This is a genomic window from Sinomicrobium halophytocola (assembly GCF_052983395.1).
The window spans coordinates 126,102-150,991 of record NZ_JBRKIT010000028.1 but is presented as its reverse complement, the minus strand read 5'-3'; the positions used below and the strand labels follow the sequence as shown (position 1 = coordinate 150,991).

Sequence of the window (24,890 nt, the reverse complement as noted above, 5' to 3'; positions counted from 1 at the left end):
GGGTTTAACAGGTCCCTAGTATTCCGAAGAAAAATGCAGCTTTACTGACGGGTATTTCTGTTGTGTCATTTGTATGGAAAATGAGGAATCTGCCAGGAATACCAGCTGTCCTTGTTTATCCGTAGCCAGGAATTTCTGTTTTACTCTTTTAAACTCGGCAAATTCTTCGCTTTTCGGGTCTTCGGGCTCTACCCAGCACGCTTTGTGAATAGGGAAGTTTTCATAGGTGCATTTGGCCCCGTATTCGTGTTCCAGGCGATATTGTATAACTTCGTATTGCAGTGCCCCAACGGTACCAATTACTTTACGTCCATTAAGCTCAAGGGTGAAAAGCTGGGCTACTCCTTCGTCCATCAACTGATCTATTCCTTTCATCAATTGCTTGGCTTTCATCGGGTCTGCATTGTTGATATAGCGGAAGTGTTCCGGTGAAAAACTCGGAATTCCTTTGAAATTGAGTATTTCACCCTCCGTAAGTGTATCTCCTATCTTAAAGTTCCCGGTATCGTGCAGTCCCACGATATCTCCTGCATAGGAAATATCCACGATTTCCTTTTTTTCCGCAAAGAAAGCATTTGGACTGGAAAACTTCATTTTTTTGTTATGCCTTACATGTAGATAAGGCGTGTTCCTCTCAAAAGTACCGGAAACGATCTTTATAAAGGCCAGGCGGTCCCGATGTTTGGGGTCCATGTTAGCGTGTATCTTAAAGACAAAGCCGGAAAAAGTTTCTTCATCCGGCTTAACCAGGCGCTCTTCACTTTGTTTAGGCCTCGGAAAAGGGGCTATGTCTATAAAACAATCCAGCAATTCCCGCACTCCGAAATTGTTTAATGCCGAACCGAAAAATACAGGCTGTAATTCGCCTTTCAGATAGGCATCGCGGTCAAACTCCGGATATACTCCATGTACGAGTTCCAGGTTTTCCCGTAATGAATCTGCTGCATTCTCCCCGATGATGCCATCCAGCTCCGGATCTTTTATATTGTTAAAAGCAATAGTTTCTTCTATGTTCTTCTTGCTGTCCCCGCTAAAGAGGTTGATGTTTTTCTCCCAGATATTGTAAATGCCCTTAAAGTCATATCCCATACCAATAGGGAAACTAAGCGGGGTAACCTGCAGGCCGAGCTTTTGTTCCACTTCGTCCAGAAGATCAAAGGCGTCTTTTCCTTCCCGGTCGAGTTTGTTAATAAAAACGATCATCGGAATGTTTCGCATACGGCATACCTGTACCAGTTTTTCCGTTTGTTCTTCGACTCCTTTGGCAACGTCTATTACTACAATAACACTGTCCACTGCTGTGAGGGTGCGGAAGGTATCTTCGGAAAAATCCTTGTGCCCCGGAGTATCCAGGATGTTTATTTTCTTGTCTTTATAGTTGAAGGCCAGTACGGAGGTGGCAACAGAAATACCTCTTTGTCTTTCTATTTCCATAAAGTCGCTCGTAGCTCCCTTTTTTATCTTATTGCTTTTTACGGCTCCCGCTTCCTGGATAGCTCCTCCGAAAAGAAGTAGTTTTTCAGTCAATGTAGTCTTTCCGGCATCGGGGTGGGATATGATACCGAATGTCCTCCTTTTGTTGATCTCTTTAACTAAGCTCATAGATTCTTCTATTGTGGTTGCAAAAATAGTATTATAATACAAACCATTAAAGGTTGACAGGGTTTGATTTTCAATATTCCCCTTTCTGTTTGTAAAAATCTGGTAGCCTGTTTCTTTCTTTTTTAGCTGATAAAAAAACAGTATGCAGAATCGCATATTGAAAGTTTAGTTTTATATTAGTGTTCTGAAAAGTGTCTTTTGGAGAACTTTTTGGGGTGCAATAGTGCATATTCGGGCGATAAAATGTGAAATTATGAGGAAAAAACTACTACTGTTACTTCTTTTGGGAATCACCTGGTCTTACGGACAGCAACGTACTGTTGCAGATCGTTATTTTGAAAAACTGGCTTATGTAAAATCGGCAGATCTTTATGCAGCCCTGGTCAAAAAGGGAGATTCATCCATGCACGTACTCAGCCGTTTGGGAGACTCTTATTATTACAATACCAATATGAAGGAGGCGGAGAAGTGGTACGATATATTATTGTCCAAATACGGTGAAGAGGTTAAACCGGATTATCTTTTCCGGTATGCACAGTCCCTGAAAGGTAATGAAAAGTACGATGAAGCCATGAAATGGATGAAAGCTTCCGCCGAAAGAGGAGGTAGTGATCCGGAAATGCTACGCCTGCTGGAAGAAGGGGATTATTACACCCGTCTTACCAACCCTAAAGCCCGTTTGTTCGGCAATGTGCATAACCTGGCCATGAACACGGAATATTCGGATTTCGGATGTTTTATCTTTGGAAACCGGTTCTATTTTGCGTCTACACGACCGTCCAAAGGAAGGACCAAGATATATGACTGGAACAAACAGCCATTCCTTAATATATACGCAGGGAACCGAATAGGTAATGAAGTAGACGAAATTTATAAGCTGGAAGGGGAGATCAATACTCAGTATCACGAAGCTACTATGGTGATTACAAACGATGGTAAAACGATGTATTTTACCAGGGATAATTCGGATAACGGAAGGAGGTCCGAAAAGGATGAAGAAGGGACGGTGCACCTGCAATTGTACAAAGCGATCCAGGATGAAGAGGGAAAATGGGGAAGTATCACCGAACTGCCTTTTAACAATGTAAGTTATTCCGTAGGTCACCCGGCCTTAAGTCCTGATGAGAAGAAACTTTATTTTGTTTCGGATATGCCAGGCGGATACGGTGTTACGGATATTTATGTGGTAGATATCCAGGATGATGGAAGCTACAGTGAACCACAAAACCTGGGGAATACGATTAATACCAGGGGAAGGGAAATGTTCCCGTTTGTAGACAAAGACGGGGTGCTTTATTTCTCCTCTAACGGACATCCCGGTCTCGGTGGACTGGATATTCAGAAAAGCGAGCCGCAAAGTGGTGGGTTTGGTAAGGTGGAAAACCCTGGCGTGCCTATTAACAGTGCCCTTGACGACTTTGCTTTTATGATGAATGAAGATAATACGGAAGGGTACCTGTCTTCCAATAGATTGGGAGGTAAGGGCGATGATGATATCTACCATTTTACCGCAAGGGAATGTATGGTCACCATAAGGGGGACTATTACAGACAGTCGTACAGAAGAACCATTGGTTGAGGCATCCGTTAGACTCATAGAACCCGGAGGTGGTGTAGTGGCAAAAGTACTGACCGATGTAGACGGTATGTACCGTTTAAAAGGGGATTGCCTGGATGGTGTGTATACCGTTGTGGCCGAGCAGGAAGATTACCGTTCCGGACAGAAAGAGGTAAATGTAAAAGGGAAAGAAGAGGTGAAAGCGGATATAGCTCTTACACCACTTATTATAGCAGACGAAATTGTAATTAATCCCATCTATTTCGATTATGATAAGTGGGATATTCGTCCTGATGCGGAGTATGAACTGGAACATATAGTAAGCGTTATGAACGCACATCCGGAGATGGTTATCAAAATAGAGTCGCATACCGATTCACGGGGAAATGACACCTACAATGAAAAACTTTCCGATAACCGTGCCAAAGCTACCCGCGATTATATCTATTCCAGGGGTGTTGCCAAGGGTCGTATAGAAAGTGCTATAGGCTACGGGGAGAAACGATTACTGAACAACTGTGCCAACGGAGTGGACTGCACCGAAGAAGAGCACCAGATGAACAGGAGGTCTTCTTTTATCATTATTAAGAAATAATAGAGATAAAAAAGTGAAAAAAATCGATATGATCTAAGTATTAACCATTCATTACAAAACGAACAAAGCTATCTTTTACAGGTAGCTTTTTTGTTTGTAGCCCGGAAAGAAAAAGATTGCCGGGAAACTTAAAACAGTTTCTTAGTGTCATAAAGTAAAATCAGGTAATCCTAGTGCTGTGTGCGGGGGGGTACGGTGGTAAAGCGTACCACAAAGCCTGGGGTGAATTTAATGATAAGCTGAATTCCTGATCCGGGCCACCGGTACCTGGAATTTCCGGACTTTGTACTTTATAAGTAAAGGAGTACCTTTGCACAAAATTTTAAAAAAGCAAATGGCAACAAACAGAACATTTACCATGATTAAACCCGATGCGGTAGAAAACGGGCATATCGGGGCTATTTTAGAAAAGATCACAGCTGCGGGTTTTAAGATCGTAGCTATGAAATACACACAACTAAGCAAGAGAGATGCGGAAGAGTTTTATGCTATCCATAAAGAACGTCCCTTTTTCGGTGAACTGGTAGATTTTATGACCAGGGGGCCTATTGTAGCTGCAGTACTGGAAAAAGAAAATGCCGTTGAGGATTTTCGTGCGCTTATCGGTGCTACCAATCCGGCAGAAGCTGCAGAAGGGACCATCCGTAAATTATATGCGACTTCCATTGGAGAGAATGCTGTACACGGTTCGGACAGTGATGAAAATGCCGCTATAGAAAGTGCATTCCATTTCGCCGGAAGAGAAATATTCTAAATGCTTGTAAATAGTATATAGTATAGAAAAAAATCCCCGAAGACAGGAGGTATTGTTAAAACACGGTACTTCCTGTTTTGTGGGAACCGTGGCGGGTGCCCTATCGCAATACCAGTTTTTTTACCAGTTCTTTCCCCAGTTCGTCATTGATCATCTTTACAATTTTCTCCCTGCCATAGCTGAGTTCTTCCCTGAGTACGGAAGACGTAAGATTTATATACAGTGTATCCCCTTTTAGTTGTATATCCGCGGTGTAGTTGTTAATGCCGCTACCCATAAGTTGTTTCCAGGCATCCCGGACATCGATCTTGTCCATCCCCGATTGCAGTCTGTTTTCTTTTATAAACGCTTTCAGTGCTTCCGATAGAGGTATATGTTCGCTATGTCGCTTTGCCATTTTGCGTTTTTCTGTTTATTTATTGGGTAATTGCGTGTTGACTAAATAACCAAGTAACCTTATAAGTATGGCAATTTATTGCCGCTCCCTAAACTCTGGATTTATTGTCCAGAGCGGTTTGGTGTCTTTTTTATTGCTGTCATTTGCCCGGATTTATAGGCTCGAACCGTTTGTAAAAGTAGTTTAAATTATCCGTATTCCGAAGTATAAGCCGTTCTTTAGTTGCCTTTATTACCTTTTCTTCCCACTGGCTGAGTGAGGTGTGATAATGCAGTGAAATATAGTCATCCTCGACGGTTATCGTAAAACTTTCCCGGTCATCCGAAGCATAAAAACCACCATCGAGACGAGGTTGCAGCTTTTTGCGGAAGCCACTGGTATCTGTCGTTATTTCAATATAATCTATAGTGGTGTTTACCTTGTATTCTTTTTCCTGTCCGTCCGGGAATTCGACTTTTTCAATTTCCCAATATCCGTTTATGTCCTTTAATTGCTTCTCAGGGCTTTGTGTACAGCCCCATGCTATAAAAAGTATAAAGAAGAGGGTTGTGGTTCGCGCCTTTATTTTTTTGCCGGGTATATTCATCCTGCTCATAATCGGAACATTTTATAAGTTTGATGGGTTTCCTTTACCACGGCTTCTGTCCGGTCTGCATGGGTATCACTGATAAAGAGCTGCCCGAAGTTTTCATCCATGAGCTTTACAATTTGTGCCACCCGGTTTTCGTCCAGTTTATCGAAAATATCATCCAGCAGCAGAATGGGGGTTACCCTGGCCTGTTGTTTTATAAAATCGAACTGGGCCAGTTTCAGGGCTATCAGGAAAGACTTTTGTTGTCCCTGGCTGCCGAATTTTTTTACCGGGAACCCTTCGATTTCAAAACTGAGGTCATCCCGGTGTATCCCGGTGCTGGTATATTGCAGGGCCTTGTCCTTATTTATGGAGGTACTGAGCAACTCGTTCAGCGGTTGTTCCGATAGCTGACTGCTATAAGATATGTCTACATTTTCACCGTTGGCCGAAATGGCATGGTACCGCTCCCGGAAAATAGGGATGAACGCTGCCAGGAAATGTTGGCGGATGCGGAATACTTCGGTCCCGTAAGTGTGTAACTGGTCATTGTATATAGATAAGGTATCGTAATCGTAGGTGTGGTTAAGGGCGAAGTATTTTAACAGGGAATTGCGCTGGGCAAGCGCCCTGTTGTAAAGGATAAGCTGAGTGAGATAGTTCTTGTCGGACTGTGAAATAACACTGTCTATGAATTTTCGCCGTGTTTCGCTCCCTTCTATGATGAGGTCACGGTCGGCCGGGGAAATAATGACCAAAGGCAAAAGCCCTATGTGGTCCGATAATTTTTCGTATAGTTTGCCATTGCGTTTAATAGCCTTCTTTTGTCCTTTTTTCAGACTGCATATAATATGCTCCTGAAGTTCTTCTTTTTCAAACTGGCCGTCGATGACAAAAAATTCCTCCCCGTGCCTGATATTTTGAATGGCAATAGGATTGAAATAACTTTTTCCGAAGGAAAGATGATAAATGGCATCCAGGATATTGGTTTTTCCGATGCCGTTATTACCTACGAAACAATTGATCTTTTCGTCAAATTGAAAATCTTCCGAACTGAAATTCTTATAGTTAACTAATGATAGGTTTTTTAAAAACATTCCCTTTTAAGCTGTGGTTCTTATTGTTGTTCGCTGCCCGAAAGTTGCCTAAACTAATGAAAATAATCGAATAAATACACTTCCATATATCAATAAAAATTATATTTTTGCGGCACAAATAAAGTCTGAAGATGGCAACGTACAAGAAACGAGGAGATAAACCACAAAATAAAAAAGAGAAGAAAGAATTAGAAGAATCGAACAGCACAACAGCCGAGGTATTTGGTACGCTGGACGAAAGCGCCTCCAGGACCGAGGCCTGGGTAGCCAGGAACCAGAAGTACATACTTATAGGTATAGGAGTGGTAGCTGTAGCGGTACTCGGATTTTTGGGATATCAGGAGTTTGTGAAGAAGCCTAAGAGCATCGAAGCGGCCAACGAGTCTTTCTTTGCACAACAATATTTTAACGAGGCGGTAAACGGAACCAACAAAGATTCGCTTTATACGCTTGCCCTTAACGGTGCGGAAGGAAAATACGGCTTCCTGGACATTATAGACAAGTATAAAGGCACGGATGCCGCCAACCTGGCCAATTACAGCGCGGGGATGGCATACCTGAACATGAATAAATACCAGGAGGCTATCACTTATTTGCAGGACTTCTCTACGAAAGACGGGGTTCTGGGGCCACTGGCCAAAGGAGGTATAGCAGATGCATTTATGCAGTTGGACCAACCAGAGGAGGCCTTGGGCTATTACGAAGATGCTTTTGCTGCTGGTAAAAATGAATTTACGACGCCGAGATTTCTCTTTAAGGCAGGGATTACTGCTCAGGAGCTGGGACAAAAAGAAAAGGCCCTGAAATATCTCAACCGGATCAAGGATGAATATCCAAACTCGGAAGAAGGCAGAACGATAGATATTTACATAGGAAAGTTGGAAAGCTCCAAATAAATATGGCTACCGAAAATAAGAACTTATCACACTACGATAAAGCAACGATCCCAAATGCGAAACCTTTTCGGTTTGGGATTGTTGTTTCGGAATGGAACGAAAATATTACCGAGGGACTTTTTAACGGTGCCCGGGAGGCTTTGGTAGACTGTGGCGCGTTAGCGGAGAATATAACCCGGTGGAATGTGCCCGGTAGTTTTGAACTCACTTTCGGGTGCAAAAAAATGCTGGAGACCCGCGAGGTCGATGCTGTAATAGCCATCGGTAGCATTATCCAAGGAGAAACCAAACATTTTGATTTTGTATGCAGCGCGACGGCACAGGGTATTAAAGACCTGAATGTAAAATATGACCGTCCGGTAATTTTCTGTGTACTTACCGATAATAATATGCAGCAGGCCATAGAGCGCAGTGGTGGAAAACATGGTAATAAAGGTACCGAAGCTGCTATCGCCGCTATAAAAATGATTGCCCTGGGAGAATAATCTCCGGTAAATAGCTGCAAATAATTAGTGTATGCGGGAGTGGGGCAAGTCCCTGACCACCCGTTATCCTTTGCTGCTTCAAAAATTTAATCGCCGTCTACTTACATTTTTGTAGTATTTTCAGTAATTTTGGGGGTATAGAGTTATGGGAGTATTTAAGACGCGCAAAAATAAGAAGTTCAATTATATCCCTCGTTACTATAAAAGTGACAAGGAAGGGAGCCCTTTTCAAATGGAAGGCCGTTTCGAGAAATTCCGCAGGGCTACGGGGGATAGTAAAGGACTCAAGAACAAAATAAACAATGCCCTGGAGGATATGAAAGGCAATCCGGACCGCAGGGCAAACAGGACCGTACTTATTATTGCAATCATTTTAATCCTCCTGTTCCTTTTTATCATCGATTTTGACCTAAGCATTTTCACCTTCAAGATATAATGGCAGATATCATACAGCTTTTACCGGATCATGTTGCTAACCAGATTGCGGCAGGAGAGGTGGTACAAAGGCCTGCTTCTGTGGTGAAGGAACTCATAGAAAATGCCGTGGACGCCGGTTCTACGGAAATCAAACTCATTGTAAAGAATGCCGGAAAAACTCTGGTGCAGGTAGTAGACAATGGCCTGGGAATGAGCCCTACAGATGCCCGGCTCAGTTTTGAACGGCACGCCACTTCCAAAATACGTTCGGCAGAAGACCTTTTTCAGTTGGGAACCAAAGGTTTCCGGGGAGAAGCCCTGGCTTCAATTGCGGCCATTGCGCACGTAGAGATGCATACAAGGCCGCGTAATGAAGAGGTGGGTACAAGAATACGTATGGAAGGCGGTAAAATCATAGAACAGGAAGCCGCTGTTACCGTAGCAGGTACTTCCATAGCAGTGAAAAATTTGTTTTTTAATATCCCTGCAAGGAGGAATTTCCTGAAATCGGATCAGGTGGAGCTTCGTCATGTTATAGATGAGTTTCAGCGGATTGCCCTGGCCCATCCGGATGTCCATTTTGAAATGTATCATAACGGCAATGACCTTTTTTCGTTGCCTGTCTCGAATTACAGACAGCGTGTGGTTGGCATTTTTGGAGGTAAGACGAATGAAAAACTGGTGCCTGTCGGAGAAAATACAGAAGTGGTCAGGTTGTCCGGTTTTGTCTATAAACCCGAACACGCGAGAAAGAGCAGGGGAGAGCAGTTTTTTTTTGTAAACAATCGTTTTATTAAAAGTCCGTATCTGCATCATGCCGTAGTGTCCGCATTTGAAGGACTCATAAAAGAACAGGCACATCCCGGATACTTTTTGTTCCTGGAGGTAAACCCGGCTACGGTAGATATCAATATCCATCCCACTAAAACAGAAATTAAATTTGACGATGAGCACACCCTTTATGCTATATTGCGATCGGCCATAAAGCACAGTCTCGGACAATTCAATATCGCCCCGGTACTGGATTTTGATAAAGATGCAGGCCTCGATACTCCTTACGAATATAAAAACAAACCGATACATGTCCCTACCATTGAGGTGGACTCCGATTTTAATCCTTTCCGGGATGAGGAAGAAAATAAAATTTCCTTTTCCGGCGGTAGCGCGGCAGGTACTTCGGCAAAATCCGGGGATAGCAGGCCTTCATGGCAAAGTTTCGGGAAACAGGGAAAGCAATCCGAATGGGAAAGCCTGTATGTGGGACTGGGAGCGGAGAATAAATCGGGACCGGATGATTTCAGCTCTGTAGAAATCGAATCGGAAGAAGTGGGCAGAACAGTCGAAAGGCAAAGCGGAAAGTTATTTGACGATACACGGGATAACGGACCTTCGTTTACCACTTACCAACTCCATAAAAAATATATTGTTACCACGATAAAATCCGGTATGGTGATCATTGACCAGCACCGGGCGCACCAGCGGGTACTGTACGAACAATTTCTAAGACAAATGACCGTTAAGGAAGGGATAAGCCAACAGCTGCTGTTCCCTATTGTATTGTATTATTCGCCTACAGATATGGCCCTGCTTAAAGAATTAAGGGATACACTGGAATTTATCGGTTTTGCCATTGACAAACTGGAGGGGGAAGAAATTGCCATTACGGGTATTCCGGCAAGTGTTTCCGAAAGTGAAGTAAGCATTATACTGGAGCAACTGATAGCCGATTTTAAAGATGAAATACCGGACAGTAGTTTTTCGCAAACCGACAGACTGGCAAAATCGCTGAGTAAAACCCTTGCGGTACGAACGGGAGAACTGCTGAACGAAGCTTCGCAGGAAGCCCTGGTGAACAACCTTTTTGCCTGCAAAGAACCTAACGTATCACCTTTTAACCGGCCCACGTATATAACCATAACCGTAGAAGATCTCGACAAAAAATTTTTATAAATGTACAGAATAACAGAAGCCATTAAGCACCTGCTGATCATAAACGTACTGTTTTTCGTAGCGACGCAGTTGTATCACGATCAGATGATTGAATTATTTTCCTTATGGTTCCCTAAAAACGAGCATTTCAGATTATGGCAGATCGTTTCACATATGTTCATGCATGGCAGCTTCATGCATATCTTTTTTAATATGTATGCCTTGTGGGCCTTCGGATCTCCGCTGGAGCAGATGTGGGGTCGCAATAAATTTATCTTTTTCTATTTCTCTGCCGGGTTGGGAGCTGCACTTATTCATACGGGTGTAGGGTACTATCAGTTTAGTGAAGGATTAAAAGCCTTGATGCATGCGGGGATTAAAGAGGAAGACATATTTGCACTACTTCGCGAAGGGAAATATAATGACTATTGGTATCAGGTAGCGCCTAAAGGTACTATCGATAACTTTTTGAGCAGCTATATACAACCTGCGGTAGGGGCTTCCGGCGCGATATATGGTATTTTGGTGGCTTTTGCCATGATGTTTCCCAATGCGGAATTGTTTCTTATTTTTGTTCCTATTCCCATCAAGGCGAAGTATTTTATCCCGGTATTGATAGGGCTGGACCTCTTTTCAGGGTTTACGGGATATTCCCTTTTCGGAGGTGGAATAGCACATTTTGCACACGTAGGAGGGGCCCTGTTCGGCTTTATTATGATGTGGTACTGGAAGAAAAACCAGTTTAATAACAATAGGTGGAATTAGCCGGGGAAGTTTCGTAGTCTTTGAGTTAATAAAGAGAAAGAGAGGTCATGTCTGCCTGCCTAATGGATAATATCGGATGCAGAGTTGTATGGTAGTGCAACCTTCCGTATGGAATTAAAGGCTTACGGGAAAAGACAAATAAAAACGTGAGAATATTCCTAGTTTTTGATCGGAAGAACGATAGGGGTTGCAACGATTTTAGATGGCAGTTAAATAAAGGAGTCTAAATTTTGAATGGTATATGAGTATCAGCAGCGATATAAAATATAAATATTCGACGCTAAATATAGCGGAGAAGCTCATTGTGATCAATGTACTGGTCTTTATTCTTAATATACTTCTGGTATTTTTGTTTCAATTGCCTTCAGACTTTTTTATCCGGTGGTTTGAGTTACCGAAGAGTTTCGGTAGTTTTATCAGTCAACCGTGGTCTATTATAAGTTATGCCTTTTTTCACGCGGGTTTTTCCCATATTTTCTGGAACATGCTGCTGCTTTATTTTTCCGGACGGATATTTCTGAACCTTTTCGGGGGCAGACGTTTTTTAAACGTTTATTTCCTCGGGGCCATCACGGGCGGGCTCGTTTTCATGATCAGCTATAACCTGTTTCCGGCATTTGCGGGTATCAATACAACACTTATAGGAGCTTCGGCCGCGGTTATGGCTATTTTGATATTTGTCTGTACCTATATGCCAAACCAGGAAGTACGATTGTTTTTCCTGATTAATATTAAGCTCTGGTATGTAGGCGTGTTTGCGGTACTGGTAGACCTGGTACAGATTCCCATCAGTAATGCGGGAGGTCACCTGGCACACCTGGGAGGTGCTTTGCTGGGGTTTGTTTATGCGAAAAACCTGTATAATGGCAGGGACATAGGTTCCGGATTTGAACGCCTGATATCGGGAGTGGTAAACCTTTTTAAACGAAACCCGCGCACACCACTCAAAACAGTACATCGAAATAAAAAATCAACGGCTTCCGGGAGAACTTCCTACACGGATAAGGACGATCGCCAGCAGAAAATAGATGAAATACTCGACAAGATCAGTAAGAGCGGTTATGAAAGCCTTACCAAAGCGGAAAAAGATTTCCTGTTTCAGGCGGGGAAAGATTAGTATAGATAATTTACAATGTAGGACAATCGCCGTATTTCATCACATCTTTAATATTTCAACACGAACGAGCAGTGAAAAAACTGGGTTTCCTCAATAAAGTCATTTTTTTTATGAACACCGTTTTTGCGGTGTTGTTGTTACTGTCTTATGTGTTGCCCTATGTCTTTCCAAAGCGATTTCCTCTTATATCTGTGTTAAGCCTTACCGTCCCCGTTTTTATAATCGTCAATACGTTTTTTGTGCTCTATTGGCTGATACAGCTAAAACGACAGTTTATGTTATCTCTTGTTGTACTTTTAATAGGGTATAAATATGTAGGGGCCATGTACAGGATTTCAGGAGAGCCCGAAAGCAGTGATGGAGGAGTAAAGCTGATGACGTATAACGTACGGATATTCAATGCATATGGTTGGCTGGAAGGAGATATACCGGAAAAGATCATGGAGCTTGTCAACAAGGAAGCCCCGGATATTCTTTGTGTACAGGAGTTTTATTATGAACAGGAGGACGCATTTAATAAAAACTATCCGTACCAGTTCATTAAGTATACCACGTTGAACAATCGTACCGGGCAGGCTATATTTTCGAAATATCCCATAGTGGAAAGGGGTTCCCTGGAATTTCCGAAAACGGGGAATAATGCCCTTTATGCGGATATTGTAAAAGGGAAAGATACGGTGCGTATATACAACCTGCATCTCGAATCCCTGCATATTGTACCGAGTAAGGAGCATATCTCCGTGGAAAATCCCGAAATGCTTTACAAACGTATGGGGAATGCTTTTGCATTGCAGCATCGCCAGGTGGAGATATTCGATGAGCACCGGCAGAAATGCCGGCATAAAATGATCGTTGCCGGGGATTTTAATAATACACCTTATTCCTATGTTTACAGGCAGATAAGAGGGGAGATGAAGGATTCGTTTATCGAAATGGGAAGTGGTTTCGGCAGGTCTTATGATTTTGACTATTTTCCCATACGGATTGATTTTATCCTGTCCGATCCGGATATGAAAGTTACTGCATATAAGAACTATTCGGAGCGGTTGTCCGATCACTACCCGGTTATGGCTACTATTCGCCTGGGCGAAACCGCATCGGACAAGAAGGAGAAATAATTGGAGATAGCTTAAATACTTACCTCATGACAAAACCTGTGGTTACTATAGAATATTGCCCTAAATGCAAATGGTTGCTTCGCGCGGCATATATGGCGCAGGAGTTTTTATCTACTTTTGAGGAAGAGTTGGGAGGAGTGACCCTGAAGCCCGGTGAAACAGCGGGTATATACCGGATCTATGTGGATAATCAACTGCTGTTTGACAGAAAACGTCACGGGGGCTTTGCTGAGATCAAAGAGTTAAAGCAATGGCTGCGCGACCGTATTCAGCCCGGAAAAGACCTGGGACATATTGATAAGGTATGATCTTCTGGTTTCAGGGCATTAGAAGGCAATCTGCCGTATCTGCCAGGATATGCAGTAAAAGAGCAAGTCCGATAATACGTGTGGGTTTCCAAACAAATAACAGGATATACAGGGCTATGGCAATATAGCTGTGCAACAGGTGAAATCCTACACTGCAACGGTTGGGGTCAAAAATAGGGTCAGCCAGGAGATGATCTACGTCAATTAAGATCCCGGCGAGGAGAATTATACTTACTTTTATAAAATTCGGCCTGTAAAACCAATAAGCTACCAGTAAGGGAAAAATAAAATGCAGTCCGTAATGGATAATGAATCGTAACATTTATTGGTCTCAAAAAGCGTTAAAACTATGCTCTTTAGTGCTCCTGATTGGCTTCTAAAAAGGTTATATTCCGGGTTAATAAGTTGATTGAGTTATTAAGTGTTGCCTGTATGACCTGATAATTTCTTCAGCTCATGAACTAAAAAAAATCATTGCAAACGAAACCTATGGATTTTAGGTTCATCGTATTTGTTTTTTCCTTTTCCGGATAAAGCCGTAAATGATCCATCCAGCCAGAATAATAATAAAATACTTAAAGTAGGAAACCGGCTTGCCTGAGCCATTGACCGTAGTAAATACCCTGTCCCAGCGGACACTTTTACTTGTTTTGTCCCAGCTGAACCAGACGAACACCGGTTTTCCCACTACGTGGTCAAACGGTACATACCCCCAGTAACGGCTGTCTATGGAATTATCCCTGTTATCGCCCATCATCCAGTAATAATCCTGCTTAAAAGTATAGGAATTTGCAGGTTTTCCGTTGATAATGATTTCGTTCCCTTTTATTTCCAGGGTATTGTTTTCGTATTCCTGTATTACCCGTTTGTACAATGGTAGATTTTCCGGTGTCAGTGCGATAGTCTTACCCTTTTCCGGAATATATATCGGACCGAAATTATCTGCGCTCCATTTGCCGTTCCGGGAATTCGGAAAAATACGGGGATTGGGTGTGCCTGCAGGTTCGATTTGTCGTTCTACACTTTCTACATTAGGACTTTTAGCCAGACGCTGAGCGCTTTCTTCGGTAAGGGCAATAAAGAAGTAGTCGCCGTTGGACATTCGTCCGAAATTATCGGTAACATTAAATCTTTCATACATATAGGCCCTGCTGAGGTCACTGCCATTGGTCTTCACGGTATAGGAATACTGTGTCCTGGCGCGGTCGGGCAATTGGGTCTTTTTTCCGTTAATATAGACATAGCCGTCTTTTATTTCGAGGGAGTCACCGGGGATGCCGACACATCGCTTTACCAGGTTTGTTTTTTTATCTATGGGTTTGTAATAGTTCCTGTCCGGGTGAAAATCATTCATATCCCGCAGCGTATCTGCAGGTTGATTGAATACTACAATTTCATTGCGTTCTATCTTCTCGAATCCCGGAAGCCGCATATACGGCAGCTGGAATTTATTGGCCACGGAAGTATTTTTTTTGGAGATGTCGTCATTGAACAGGTAGGACTTGATTCCCAGTCCCGGAATGGTATCGTGTACCATAGGCGCGGCAATGGTAGTCATCGGGACCCTTGCCCCGTAATGGAACTTGCTTACAAACAAAAAATCACCTACCAGAAGGGATTTTTCCAGAGAGGAAGTAGGTATCACATAAGGCTGCATGATATAGGTGTGTACCAGCGTTGCGGCCACAATAGCAAAGAGAATGGAACTTATCCATTCGCCTGAAGCCGTTTTGGGCTTCAGGCTTCTGTCTTTTATGTAGGATACCTCAAGAGCGTAATTGATGTAATAAATATACAGTCCCAGGGTAAGTATGGCCAACCAGGTATCCGTTGTGGAATTCCTGCCGAAACTTCTGGCGGTCTCTACCCAGATCACCGGGAACATGATGAGGTTTATGATAGGAATGAACAGCAGAATAACCCACCACCACGGCCTGTTGATAATCTTCATCAATATAACGGCATTGTATACGGGGATAAGGGCTTCCCATGCTTTTCTTCCGGCTTTTTGATATAGTTTCCATGTTCCGGCGAAATGAACGAGTTGCAGAAAGAGGAAAAATAAGAACCAGCCTGTTGCAGTCATGTGAAGGAAATACTTTACTAGGTTTGTTATGTTTTAAGAGTGTTAAAATACACAAAAGCGTTACAGTTAATCGCAAAGTTAACGCATGTTTAACAAACTGTTCCGGTGTAGGTATGAAAAATCTAAAATAAATCCATGGCAGGGATCCGGTTATTTTTCAGGTATTTTGCAGGATTTTATCAAAGGAGCGGAGTGAACATAGGAAATATCTTGTGGATTCAGAGCAATGTCTCCCGTATCGCGGGTGGTACGGACAAGATATGGACGGGGAGGAGGGGCTGTTTTTTCTTTGCGGAACCTCCTGGCTAATAATCGGTCCGCCTTATAGGCTTCCATTTCCCAGGGTGCTTGTTTGTTGTATATGTGGGTATAGTGTTTTTTGCCGGCCCAGATAACATGGTCTTTATCCAGGACAATGAGTTCTTGTTTAGCGTATTGCTTTACATGTATCATTTCATGGGCAAGTACGAGCCTGCGGCGGATGGCATCTAACCGGGGATCAATACGGATAATGATGTGCCGGTAGCCATTGGACTGATAGGTGTTTTGACAGAAAGTGACTCCCTGCATGCCGCTGGGGATATGCCGGGTATAGTATACGGTTAAATGTATATTTTCGCGAATATCCAGGTACTTCATGTATTGTCGGACCTCGTGTTTAACAACTTCGGGATCATCACCGTATTTTACCAGGATAACAGGCTGGGAGTGGGACAGCAATACAGGCAAAAGGCAGAACAGGAAATATATGATGAATGGATGCATAACGGACGTTTTTGATTGGAATACTGATACGAAAATATCTGTATTCCATCACCGTTATTTCCATAAAGGGACAAAGGGAGAGGTTAGGGTTCTATACCACAGTAAAACGACCTTAAATGCCGCTTGTCATACCCGAATAGTTATTTGGAGCAGTAAAACGTCTGTTAGTATCTTCGATGTGATTTGTAAACAGGGAGGACTATACCGGAGGGAGGATCTGGGTTTCCAGATAGCTAAGGGCGTTAGGCCCTTCGTTGAAGATGAGGTCCAGTATGCTGAGGTTATTTATAAAACCGTGTTTTTCTCCGAAAACCTGGGTGTAGGGTTCAAGGGTGGCTTCCGGGGCTTCCTTGGCATTTACCATACACCTGTAATCAGCTATGCCGGATACTTCCTTTTCATAGGCAGATGTCTTATCGTATTCCGGATTTACCTGGAGGATATCACAGATAAAGTGGATGGTCTCGAAGTTTAGATCCATCAGGAATTCGGATTTTTTCCCGAAAACAGGAGCGAGGTCATCTTCGTAAAATTCGAAAAAAGGTGAGGTTCTGTAAGCGGTTTGCAGTGTTTTCCAGTGTTGTTTCCGCCAGTTAAAGTTATTTTCTATACGAATATCCCTGTATTTCTGGTGGTCGCCCGTTTTGCTGTGTTTCACGGGAATGGTGAGTAATTGTTTTCCTCCCGGTCCGTAAACATACATCCGGTTGCGATAGGTCTGCTTCTGAAAATTATCCTGTATTTCAAAAATTACCCGGTGGTTTACTAGGGTAACCATATGCATAATTGAGGGAAAGTAAGTAGGGTGTATGAGTATCTTTTGTTCCATAAATAAAAAAGATACCGGGAACGGGGTATGTACAGTTCCCGGTTCGTTATTATTTTTTTCGTTTCTTGAGTATAAAGCTGAATATCACCCATGCAATTGCGATAATCAATACATATTTCAGGTATGAAACAGGCTCTCCCGAACCACCTACCGTTGTGAATACCCGCTCCCAGCGTACCTTTCCGCCCTGGCTGTCCCAGCTCATCCAGATAAATACCGGCTTGCCTACGATATGATCTTCCGGAACATATCCCCAATACCTGCTGTCTTCGGAGTTATGGCGGTTATCCCCCATCATCCAGAAGTAATCCTGTTTAAAGGTATAGGAATCCGTTTGTTTGCCGTTAACGAATATCTGTTCTCCTTTTACTTCGAGGGCATTGTTCTCGTATTCTGTAATGATCCTTTTGTAAAATGGGAGGGCTCTTGTAGTGAGTGCAACGGTTTTTCCTTTTTCCGGAATGTAAATTGGTCCGAAATTATCCCCGCTCCATGTGGTCTCCCCGGTATTTGGGAAGATACGGGCATTAGATCCGCCACCCGGCTCTATGCGTCTTTCCACACTTACTACATTAGGGGTTTTTTCCAGGCGGAGCGCACTTTCTTCGGTAAGGGAAGTGAATTGATACGCACTGTTCCCTACCCGGTAAAAAGGGTCTGTTACTCCAAACCTTTCATACATGTAAGCCCGGCTTAAATCACCTCCTTTGGTGTTTACAGTATATGAATATTGTGTTTTAGCCCGGTCGGGTAGTTGAGTTCTTTTTCCGTTAATATAAACATAACCATCCCTTATTTCCAGGGAATCCCCGGGAATACCGACACATCTTTTTACGTAATTGGATTTTTTGTCTATCGGTTTCCGAATGTCCCGGCTCCGGTGGTCGCCAAAGTAGCGTACGGTGTCCGTAGGCCAGTTAAATACGACAATTTCGTTTCGTTTTATTTTTTGCAGGGCAGGAAAACGAAAGTAAGGCAGTTGTGGTTTGTTCAGATATGATTTGATCTTTAACCCGGGAATGGTGTCGTGCACCATAGGTGCGGCAACCGTGGTCATAGGGGTCCTGGCACCATAGTGAAACTTACTGACAAAAAGGAAGTCGCCTACCAGCAGGGATTTTTCCAGGGAGGAAGTAGGTATCACATAAGGCTGCATGATATAGGTGTGCACCAGTGTTGCGGCCACAATAGCAAAGAGAATGGAACTTATCCATTCGCCTGTAGCCGTTTTGGGCTTCAGGCTTCTGTCTTTGATGTGGGATACCTCCAGGGCGTAATTGATGTAATAAATATATAGTCCCAGGGTAAGTATGGCCAGCCAGGTATCTGTTGTGGAATTCCTGCCGAAACTCCTGGCGGTCTCCACCCAGATCACCGGGAACATAATGAGGTTTATGATAGGAATGAACAGCAGGATAACCCACCACCACGGCCTGTTGATGATCTTCATCAGTATAACGGCATTGTATACGGGGACAAGAGCTTCCCATGCTTTTCTTCCGGCTTTTTGATATAGTTTCCACGTTCCGGCAAAATGAACCAGTTGCAGTACGAGAAAAAATACAAACCATTCTATTGCTGTCATTGTTATTTTATTGAATGTTGTTTTGTTGCTTATTCCGGGGGCAGGAATGTGTTATTTCCGGTGCAAAATACGCAAAAGGTCATGGAAATTGTTGTTCTAATCGAGATTTAATACATCTTTCATGCTGAATACCCCGGTTTTTCCGATGATCCATTCTGCTGCGATAACCGCTCCCAGGGCAAATCCTTCCCTGCTGTGTGCGGTATGGGTAATTTCGATATCGTCTACTTTTCCGGAGTAACGTATGCTGTGGGTTCCGGGTACGTTTTCTATGCGTTTTGCCGTTATCGGTATTTCATTGGCACCGGCCTTGTCCAGTTGCCACCCGGTTTTGGAGCTGTTTTTTATAATACCTTCGGCAAGAGTTATCGCCGTACCGCTGGGAGCATCGAGTTTTTGCGTGTGGTGGATCTCTTCCATGCTTACCTGGTATTCCTTCAGGTTAGACATCATTCTGGCCAGGTATTCGTTTAGCTGAAAAAAGATATTTACCCCCAGGCTAAAATTAGAGGCGTAAATAAATGCACCTCCCTGTTTGTGGCAAAGTTCTACGGCTTTATCATAGTTGTCCAGCCATCCGGTAGTGCCGGAAATAACGGGCACACCGTTTTCCAGGCAGGAAGTTATGTTTCCGAAAGCCGCGGAAGGAACACTGAAATCTATGGCGACATCGGCAACGGCAATGTCCTGTGCCGTAAATTCATTATCTATTTTCGCTACGATCTCATGGTTACGGGAAATAGCAATTTGTTCTATCATTTTTCCCATTTTCCCATATCCCAGTAATGCTATCTTCATTTTTTACTCTCAGTTTAGATTTTTTATTTTGGACTTCTGTTTTTTAGTGCTTGCACCAAAACACGGATATTTTTATCTTATACCGGATAACTCAATCCCGGGCATCAAAAATTAAAACTCAATGTTAACCCGAATGTTGTACCTGTGGAAAAATCATTGGGGACAATGAGCGGGCGAAGGGTGAGGTCCTGGCTTATATTGTGTTGTTTAAGGTGTGCATCTACATTGGCATCAATGATATTCAGGGCGTATAGTCCAATCGTGATAAGAAGGGACAGGTCTTTGTACCTCTGGTAGTATTCCTGGGCCCTCCGGAGGGCATCCATGGATACATCCGGGCTTCCGTCTGCATTGGGGACTCCGTCAATATCATAGAACTCGTCATCCGAAAATCCGGCCAGCCTTCTTTTATAGGCGTTTCTGTATTTGTGATACTGATCTTTATTGGATATGTAGAAATACAGCCCTGTACCTATAGCACCATAAACAATGGGTACTTTCCAGTATCTTTTGTTGTATATCTGTCCGAGTCCGGGCAATATCGCAGAGTAAAATGCAGCTTTACTGGGGGATAAAGGGTCTATGGTATAGCTTTCGTATAAAATAGTGTCCTGTATCGCTTCGGGTTTTTCTGTATTCACAGCATCTTTCGCCTCCTCTTCCTGCTTGTCCTCCTGTGCGGATAAAGGGTGATACGCTGTCAGCACAAGAGTGAAAAGAAAAATAAACATCCACATCTTCTTTCCGCAGAACACATCCGCAGGTATATCCGGCTTTCCCATAGAATAATAATACCCGTCAACAATCCGGCACGCAGTGTCCGAAATACGGTACCCGGCGCTTACATTTCGGGATGATAATTGGCTTTTGGTACTTGGCATTCGGTACTCGTTATTTTTTGTATCCCGGCTCTCTTTTTACCCGGAAAACGGTTTTGATCTGTGCTTTGTACTTAAACGGGTATTCTTTATTTAAAGAGTTTGGTCAGGCGGATGAAATCTTCACGGGAATGAAAAGGGATAATCAGTTTCCCTTTGCCGTTCCTGGATATCTTAACGTCTACTTTAGACGAAAAGTATTCGGTAAGATCTTCCATTTTATCATCGATATATGTGGGCAGTTTACCGCTCGAAGCATCAGGAGCGGTTTTATTGCCTTTTTCCTGGAGGCTTTTTACGAGTTTTTCTGTTTCCCTGACAGAAAGGGTATTGGAAATGATCTTTTCGTAAATGGCCAGTTGGATTTCTTTATCTTCAAGGTTAATCAACGCTCTGCCGTGTCCCATGCTGACAAATCCGTCGCGCATTCCTGTCTGGATTATGGGATCGAGTTTCAGCAAACGGAGGTAATTGGCAATGGTAGAACGTTTTTTTCCTACCCGGTCACTGAGCTGCTCCTGGGTAAGTTGTATTTCATCGATAAGACGTTGGTAGGAAAGTGCAATTTCTATCGGGTCCAGGTCCTGTCTTTGTATGTTTTCCACCAGCGCCATTTCCAGGGATTCCTGGTCGTTAGCAATACGAATATACGCGGGTACGGTAGCAAGCCCAACAAGTTTGGAAGCGCGGAAACGTCGTTCTCCCGAAACGAGTTGATACTTGTTAAACTCTATTTTTCGTACGGTAATGGGCTGTATAACTCCGAGCTCTTTAATAGAGCTGGCCAGTTCCTGAAGGGTGTCTTCGTTAAAATTGGTACGTGGCTGAAAGGGATTGACCTCAATGGATTCTATATCTAATTCAACAATATTGCCAACTACTTTATCCGCATTTTTATCCGAAGCCGTTTGTATGTCATTCTCCGGGTCTTTTAATAATGCCGATAATCCTCTTCCTAATGCTTGTTTTTTCGTTGCTTTTGCCATTAAACCGTCTGCTTATTCTTTTTAATGATTTCGTGCGCCAAATTTAAGTAATTTGCCGCTCCTTTACTGCTTGCATCATAATTAATAATGCTTTCCCCGTAACTTGGGGCTTCACTCAAGCGTACATTCCGTTGAATAATGGTTTCAAAAACCATGTCGTTGAAGTGTTTTTGGACTTCTTCCACCACCTGGTTGGAAAGGCGGAGCCGGGCATCGTACATGGTCAGTAAAAGGCCTTCGATATCGAGGTCGTGGTTGTGGATTTTCTGCACACTTTTTATAGTGTTCAGCAATTTTCCCAATCCCTCCAGGGCAAAATATTCACACTGAATAGGTATGATAACCGAATCGGCTGCCGTAAGGGCGTTCAGGGTAAGCAGTCCCAGGGAAGGTGCACAATCTATAAGGATATAATCGTATTTATCGCGGAGCCCTGCCAAAGCTTCCTTAAGCATATATTCCCTGCGGTCTTTGTCTACCAGTTCAATTTCGATGGCAACCAGGTCTATATGGGCCGGGATCAGGTCTAAGTTTGGGGAATCGGTACCTATAATAGCATCTTTGGCATCCATGGTGTGTTCCAGGAGCTGGTAAGTGCCCACTTCTATTTCTTCTACATCCAACCCTAGCCCGGACGTGGCATTGGCCTGCGGATCAGCGTCGATAAGGAGAACTTTCTTTTCCAGGACGCCAAGGGATGCAGCTAGATTAACGGAAGTAGTTGTCTTGCCCACACCGCCTTTCTGATTCGCAATTGCTATAATTTTACCCATGTAATTTTAATTGGATTTAGACAGGTAAAAATACAACTATTTCCGGGTTTTGAAAATGAAAATTGTTAACAGCCTGCCGGGCGTTATTGTCTTTTTGTGTGATTACTTCCTTAGTTGCCTGATGTTTACTGTGTATAACGGATACTTTCCTCCGTTACGTATGTTTTTCTGATCTGGAAAATCGTATTATTTGGAGTTTTTCCGGATCATATTTTCGAGCATGTCCCACATCTCTTCGGGGATCTTTTCAAGTATGTTGAACTGTCCGGCGCCTTTCAGCCATTCTCCTCCGTCTATGGTAATGACTTCACCATTCAGGTAGGCGGCAAAATCGGAAACGAGATATGCTGCAAGGTTAGCCAGCTCCTGGTGATCTCCCACACGCTGTAAAGGCACTTTCTTGGCGAGATCAAATTTTTCTTTAAGTTCTCCCGGAAGCAACCTGTCCCATGCTCCTTTGGTAGGAAAGGGGCCGGGGGCTATGGCGTTGAAACGGATGCCGTATTTTGCCCACTCTACGGCAAGGCTGCGTGTCATGGCCAGTACTCCGGCTTTTGCCGTGGCACTGGGTACTACATAAGCCGAACCGGTCCAGGCATAGGTGGTAACTATGCTGAGTACGGTAGTGTTCTTTTGCTGCTGGTCTATCCAGTGTTTACCGAATGCCAGAGTACAGTTTTTACTACCCTTCAGTACGATGTCGATAATGGTATCAAAAGCATTGGCGGAAAGCCTTTCAGTAGGAGAGATAAAATTCCCGGCAGCGTTGTTCAGCAGTACATCCACTTTGCCGAAGGCGTCAATAACCTGCTGTAGCATGGATTCTACCTGCTCGTAATAACGTACATCACATTGTACAGCCAGACAGGTACCGCCTGTTTCTTCTTCGAGCTCTTTGGCCGTATGCTGTAATTTTTCCAGGTTGCGGGAAGTTATGGCTACTTTAGCGCCCAGTTCCATGAAATATTTCGTCATGGCTTTACCCAGACCGCTACCGCCGCCGGTTACTACAATATTTTTACCTTTCAGGGCATCGTCGCGAAGCATTTTATCGGTGTACATGATAGACTTGTTTTTGTAAAGATACAAAAGTTAGTATGCGCGCATAATAAAAAATCCTTAAAAAAGTGAGTTACAGTAAAACCGGAAGTGGTTTAGTCTTGTTTGTGGTCGTGTTGATTTCAATTTTTCCCAGGGGCATTTGTAATGCCCATAAAAGAAAATTAAATAAAAGTACTCCGGTGGCTTCGGTACAACAAACTAATCATTCAACTATCCATGCTGGCCATTCCGGTGAAATCTTCTTTTTGATGTTTTGCAGCCTCTGTGCAGAAGAGCACGTGTTGCCTAATTTTTTAATTTCAATCAATGACAATGTGTGGAATTATGGCGAACTTTACATTTGAGTAAAAAATAAATTAAACGTTACCAATATGCTTACAGAAATTAACCCAAAGCTACCGATGCGAAACAAAGCAATAACAAGGGATTTTTATTTAAATAAATTAGGCTTTAGTGAATTCGGGGACGCTGATTTTGACGGATACCTGATGGTGCAGAGAGATAATGTTCAGATTCACTTTTTTGAATTTAAAGAACTGGACCCCAAAGAAAACTATGGGCAAGTCTATATCAGAACAGATGATATTGATCGTTTTTTCCAGTCTTTATTAGAGTATAAAACAACTATACATCCCAACGGACATTTACAGACCAAACCCTGGGGACAAAGAGAGTTTTCAATCCTTGATCCGGACAATAATTTACTGACCTTTGGGCAAAATGGCGGATAAACGAACAAACGGGAATTAGGATATTCCTTCATCGGCACCTGCCGGGGCATAGTAGAGACATGTGCCGGTATTCCTGTGTTCGGGCTTTTTTCGCTAAGCTTTTATAAACTTCTACAAGCCGGTGGTTTCCATACGCCCGTTGCTGCGCTTGGGCACTCAGCCACATCCGTTTTGACTTTTATAGTATAGTGAAAACAAACTTGTACAGCCCAGGTAGAGGCGGTGTTCCGGCTCTGCCGGAATGTAGGGAAGCCTACATTTACATTGTATAATTGTAGGAGGGGGTAGTGAAAAATTTAAAGTTTGTACTTTTGTGGACTAGAAAAGAGGGAGAGGCTACAATTATCCCTCTATAAGAATTTTCTATTGGAAATAATCCAGACTTTTCCCAAACTCTGAAAATAGAAGATTTTTCGGTAAGGTCTTTTCAATACATGTTCGTTAAACATATTCGTAAACAAGCCAAAATAACAACCGATAAATGGAAAGGTTACAGGCCTATTGCAAAGGCTAATGATATCATGTAAATAGAAAGCAACAAGGGGGGTAAACTTTAGAGCAATCCATACGATGATTCATCAAATTAATCTTGGATTAGAACAACCTATTCTTGGGTAAATGCCTTTAACCCTAACCGATATTTTAATGAATTTTGTTTTAGAATTAATCGATCTCAAAGTAAGGGTACAATATTCAATAACTTAATAACCAAAATGGTCTATAGAGAGAAAATATATCACAATGAAATTATATGCAGCTAAATACTGGCCTCTATATATCTAATCTTAA

The 24,890-nt window shown here is 42.9% G+C and carries 25 protein-coding genes and 1 pseudogene; 12 read left to right on the top strand and 14 right to left on the bottom strand.

Annotated features, from left to right (window positions below; genetic code table 11):
• Positions 1-15: 15 nt before the first annotated feature.
• The gene (locus ACVBDY_RS11570; protein ID WP_447175642.1) at positions 16-1,602 is read right to left on the bottom strand and encodes a peptide chain release factor 3; all 1,587 of its coding nucleotides are present in this window, start codon (positions 1,600-1,602) and stop codon (positions 16-18) included.
• Positions 1,603-1,855: 253 nt separating this feature from the next.
• On the opposite strand from ACVBDY_RS11570, the gene ACVBDY_RS11565 reads away from it, so the two are divergent.
• Both ACVBDY_RS11565 and ACVBDY_RS11560 read left to right on the top strand, forming a co-directional pair.
• A complete protein-coding gene (locus tag ACVBDY_RS11565) occupies positions 1,856-3,754 on the top strand; it encodes an OmpA family protein (RefSeq protein WP_447175641.1) in 1,899 nt (632 codons plus the stop codon).
• A 334-nt stretch (positions 3,755-4,088) separates the two neighbouring features.
• A complete protein-coding gene (locus ACVBDY_RS11560; protein ID WP_447175640.1) occupies positions 4,089-4,508 on the top strand; it encodes a nucleoside-diphosphate kinase in 420 nt (139 codons plus the stop codon).
• A 100-nt stretch (positions 4,509-4,608) separates the two neighbouring features.
• Here ACVBDY_RS11560 and ACVBDY_RS11555 read toward each other — a convergent pair whose 3' ends face one another.
• The 3 genes from ACVBDY_RS11555 to recF form a co-directional block, all read right to left on the bottom strand.
• Positions 4,609-4,905, bottom strand: coding sequence for a DciA family protein (locus ACVBDY_RS11555; protein WP_447175639.1), 297 nt, complete (start codon positions 4,903-4,905; stop codon positions 4,609-4,611).
• Positions 4,906-5,044: 139 nt separating this feature from the next.
• Positions 5,045-5,500, bottom strand: coding sequence for a lipocalin-like domain-containing protein (locus ACVBDY_RS11550; protein WP_447175638.1), 456 nt, complete (start codon positions 5,498-5,500; stop codon positions 5,045-5,047).
• The gene (recF, locus tag ACVBDY_RS11545) at positions 5,497-6,573 is read right to left on the bottom strand and encodes a DNA replication/repair protein RecF (protein ID WP_447175637.1); all 1,077 of its coding nucleotides are present in this window, start codon (positions 6,571-6,573) and stop codon (positions 5,497-5,499) included. The genes ACVBDY_RS11550 and recF overlap by 4 nt, the downstream gene beginning before the upstream one ends.
• 131 nt (positions 6,574-6,704) lie before the next feature.
• Between recF and ACVBDY_RS11540 the strand changes: the two genes are divergently transcribed.
• The 8 genes from ACVBDY_RS11540 (at position 6,705) to ACVBDY_RS11505 (ending at position 13,608) form a co-directional block, all read left to right on the top strand.
• The gene (locus tag ACVBDY_RS11540; RefSeq protein ID WP_447175636.1) at positions 6,705-7,469 is read left to right on the top strand and encodes a tetratricopeptide repeat protein; all 765 of its coding nucleotides are present in this window, start codon (positions 6,705-6,707) and stop codon (positions 7,467-7,469) included.
• Positions 7,470-7,471: 2 nt separating this feature from the next.
• Entirely contained in the window at positions 7,472-7,954 is a 483-nt protein-coding gene (gene ribH / locus ACVBDY_RS11535; protein WP_447175635.1) for a 6,7-dimethyl-8-ribityllumazine synthase, read from the top strand.
• A 145-nt stretch (positions 7,955-8,099) separates the two neighbouring features.
• A complete protein-coding gene (locus ACVBDY_RS11530; protein WP_447175634.1) occupies positions 8,100-8,390 on the top strand; it encodes a riboflavin synthase subunit beta in 291 nt (96 codons plus the stop codon).
• Positions 8,390-10,321 (top strand): DNA mismatch repair endonuclease MutL, encoded by a 1,932-nt coding sequence (gene mutL / locus ACVBDY_RS11525; RefSeq protein WP_447175633.1) that lies wholly within the window; start codon positions 8,390-8,392, stop codon positions 10,319-10,321. Before ACVBDY_RS11530 ends, mutL begins: the two co-directional genes overlap by 1 nt.
• The gene (locus tag ACVBDY_RS11520) at positions 10,322-11,065 is read left to right on the top strand and encodes a rhomboid family intramembrane serine protease (RefSeq protein ID WP_447175632.1); all 744 of its coding nucleotides are present in this window, start codon (positions 10,322-10,324) and stop codon (positions 11,063-11,065) included.
• A 241-nt stretch (positions 11,066-11,306) separates the two neighbouring features.
• Positions 11,307-12,182, top strand: coding sequence for a rhomboid family intramembrane serine protease (locus ACVBDY_RS11515; RefSeq protein ID WP_447175631.1), 876 nt, complete (start codon positions 11,307-11,309; stop codon positions 12,180-12,182).
• 71 nt (positions 12,183-12,253) lie between these two features.
• On the top strand, positions 12,254-13,300 hold the full coding sequence (locus ACVBDY_RS11510) for an endonuclease/exonuclease/phosphatase family protein (RefSeq protein WP_514360663.1): 1,047 nt from the start codon (positions 12,254-12,256) through the stop codon (positions 13,298-13,300).
• Positions 13,301-13,326: 26 nt separating this feature from the next.
• On the top strand, positions 13,327-13,608 hold the full coding sequence (locus tag ACVBDY_RS11505) for an Rdx family protein (protein ID WP_447175629.1): 282 nt from the start codon (positions 13,327-13,329) through the stop codon (positions 13,606-13,608).
• A 10-nt stretch (positions 13,609-13,618) separates the two neighbouring features.
• Here the strand turns inward: ACVBDY_RS11505 and ACVBDY_RS11500 are convergent, their stop codons facing one another.
• From ACVBDY_RS11500 to ACVBDY_RS11455, 10 genes are all read right to left on the bottom strand, one after another.
• Positions 13,619-13,930 (bottom strand): DUF6122 family protein, encoded by a 312-nt coding sequence (locus ACVBDY_RS11500; protein WP_447175628.1) that lies wholly within the window; start codon positions 13,928-13,930, stop codon positions 13,619-13,621.
• Between the two features lie 180 nt (positions 13,931-14,110).
• Entirely contained in the window at positions 14,111-15,694 is a 1,584-nt protein-coding gene (lepB, locus tag ACVBDY_RS11495; protein ID WP_447175627.1) for a signal peptidase I, read from the bottom strand.
• Between the two features lie 150 nt (positions 15,695-15,844).
• A complete protein-coding gene (locus ACVBDY_RS11490; RefSeq protein ID WP_447175626.1) occupies positions 15,845-16,459 on the bottom strand; it encodes a hypothetical protein in 615 nt (204 codons plus the stop codon).
• Positions 16,460-16,658: 199 nt separating this feature from the next.
• On the bottom strand, positions 16,659-17,288 hold the full coding sequence (locus tag ACVBDY_RS11485; RefSeq protein ID WP_447175625.1) for a WbqC family protein: 630 nt from the start codon (positions 17,286-17,288) through the stop codon (positions 16,659-16,661).
• Positions 17,289-17,337: 49 nt separating this feature from the next.
• Positions 17,338-18,873 (bottom strand): signal peptidase I, encoded by a 1,536-nt coding sequence (gene lepB / locus ACVBDY_RS11480; RefSeq protein WP_447175624.1) that lies wholly within the window; start codon positions 18,871-18,873, stop codon positions 17,338-17,340.
• A gap of 96 nt (positions 18,874-18,969) precedes the next feature.
• On the bottom strand, positions 18,970-19,671 hold the full coding sequence (gene dapB / locus ACVBDY_RS11475; protein WP_447175623.1) for a 4-hydroxy-tetrahydrodipicolinate reductase: 702 nt from the start codon (positions 19,669-19,671) through the stop codon (positions 18,970-18,972).
• Positions 19,672-19,775: 104 nt separating this feature from the next.
• Complete coding sequence (locus ACVBDY_RS11470; protein WP_447175792.1) at positions 19,776-20,402, bottom strand: DUF5683 domain-containing protein; 627 nt, start codon at positions 20,400-20,402, stop codon at positions 19,776-19,778.
• A 236-nt stretch (positions 20,403-20,638) separates the two neighbouring features.
• The gene (locus ACVBDY_RS11465; protein WP_447175622.1) at positions 20,639-21,535 is read right to left on the bottom strand and encodes a ParB/RepB/Spo0J family partition protein; all 897 of its coding nucleotides are present in this window, start codon (positions 21,533-21,535) and stop codon (positions 20,639-20,641) included.
• Positions 21,535-22,308, bottom strand: a complete 774-nt coding sequence (locus tag ACVBDY_RS11460) for a ParA family protein (protein ID WP_447175621.1) — start codon at positions 22,306-22,308, stop codon at positions 21,535-21,537. Before ACVBDY_RS11460 ends, ACVBDY_RS11465 begins: the two co-directional genes overlap by 1 nt.
• Before the next feature lie 186 nt (positions 22,309-22,494).
• Positions 22,495-23,373: an SDR family oxidoreductase gene (locus ACVBDY_RS11455; RefSeq protein ID WP_447175791.1), complete on the bottom strand. Its 879-nt coding sequence runs from the start codon at positions 23,371-23,373 to the stop codon at positions 22,495-22,497.
• Positions 23,374-23,741: 368 nt separating this feature from the next.
• Between ACVBDY_RS11455 and ACVBDY_RS11450 the strand changes: the two genes are divergently transcribed.
• Both ACVBDY_RS11450 and ACVBDY_RS11445 read left to right on the top strand, forming a co-directional pair.
• Positions 23,742-24,101 (top strand): bleomycin resistance protein, encoded by a 360-nt coding sequence (locus ACVBDY_RS11450; protein ID WP_447175620.1) that lies wholly within the window; start codon positions 23,742-23,744, stop codon positions 24,099-24,101.
• A 395-nt stretch (positions 24,102-24,496) separates the two neighbouring features.
• A pseudogene (locus tag ACVBDY_RS11445) lies at positions 24,497-24,862 on the top strand (transposase); the annotation flags it as partial.
• Positions 24,863-24,890 lie beyond the last annotated feature (28 nt).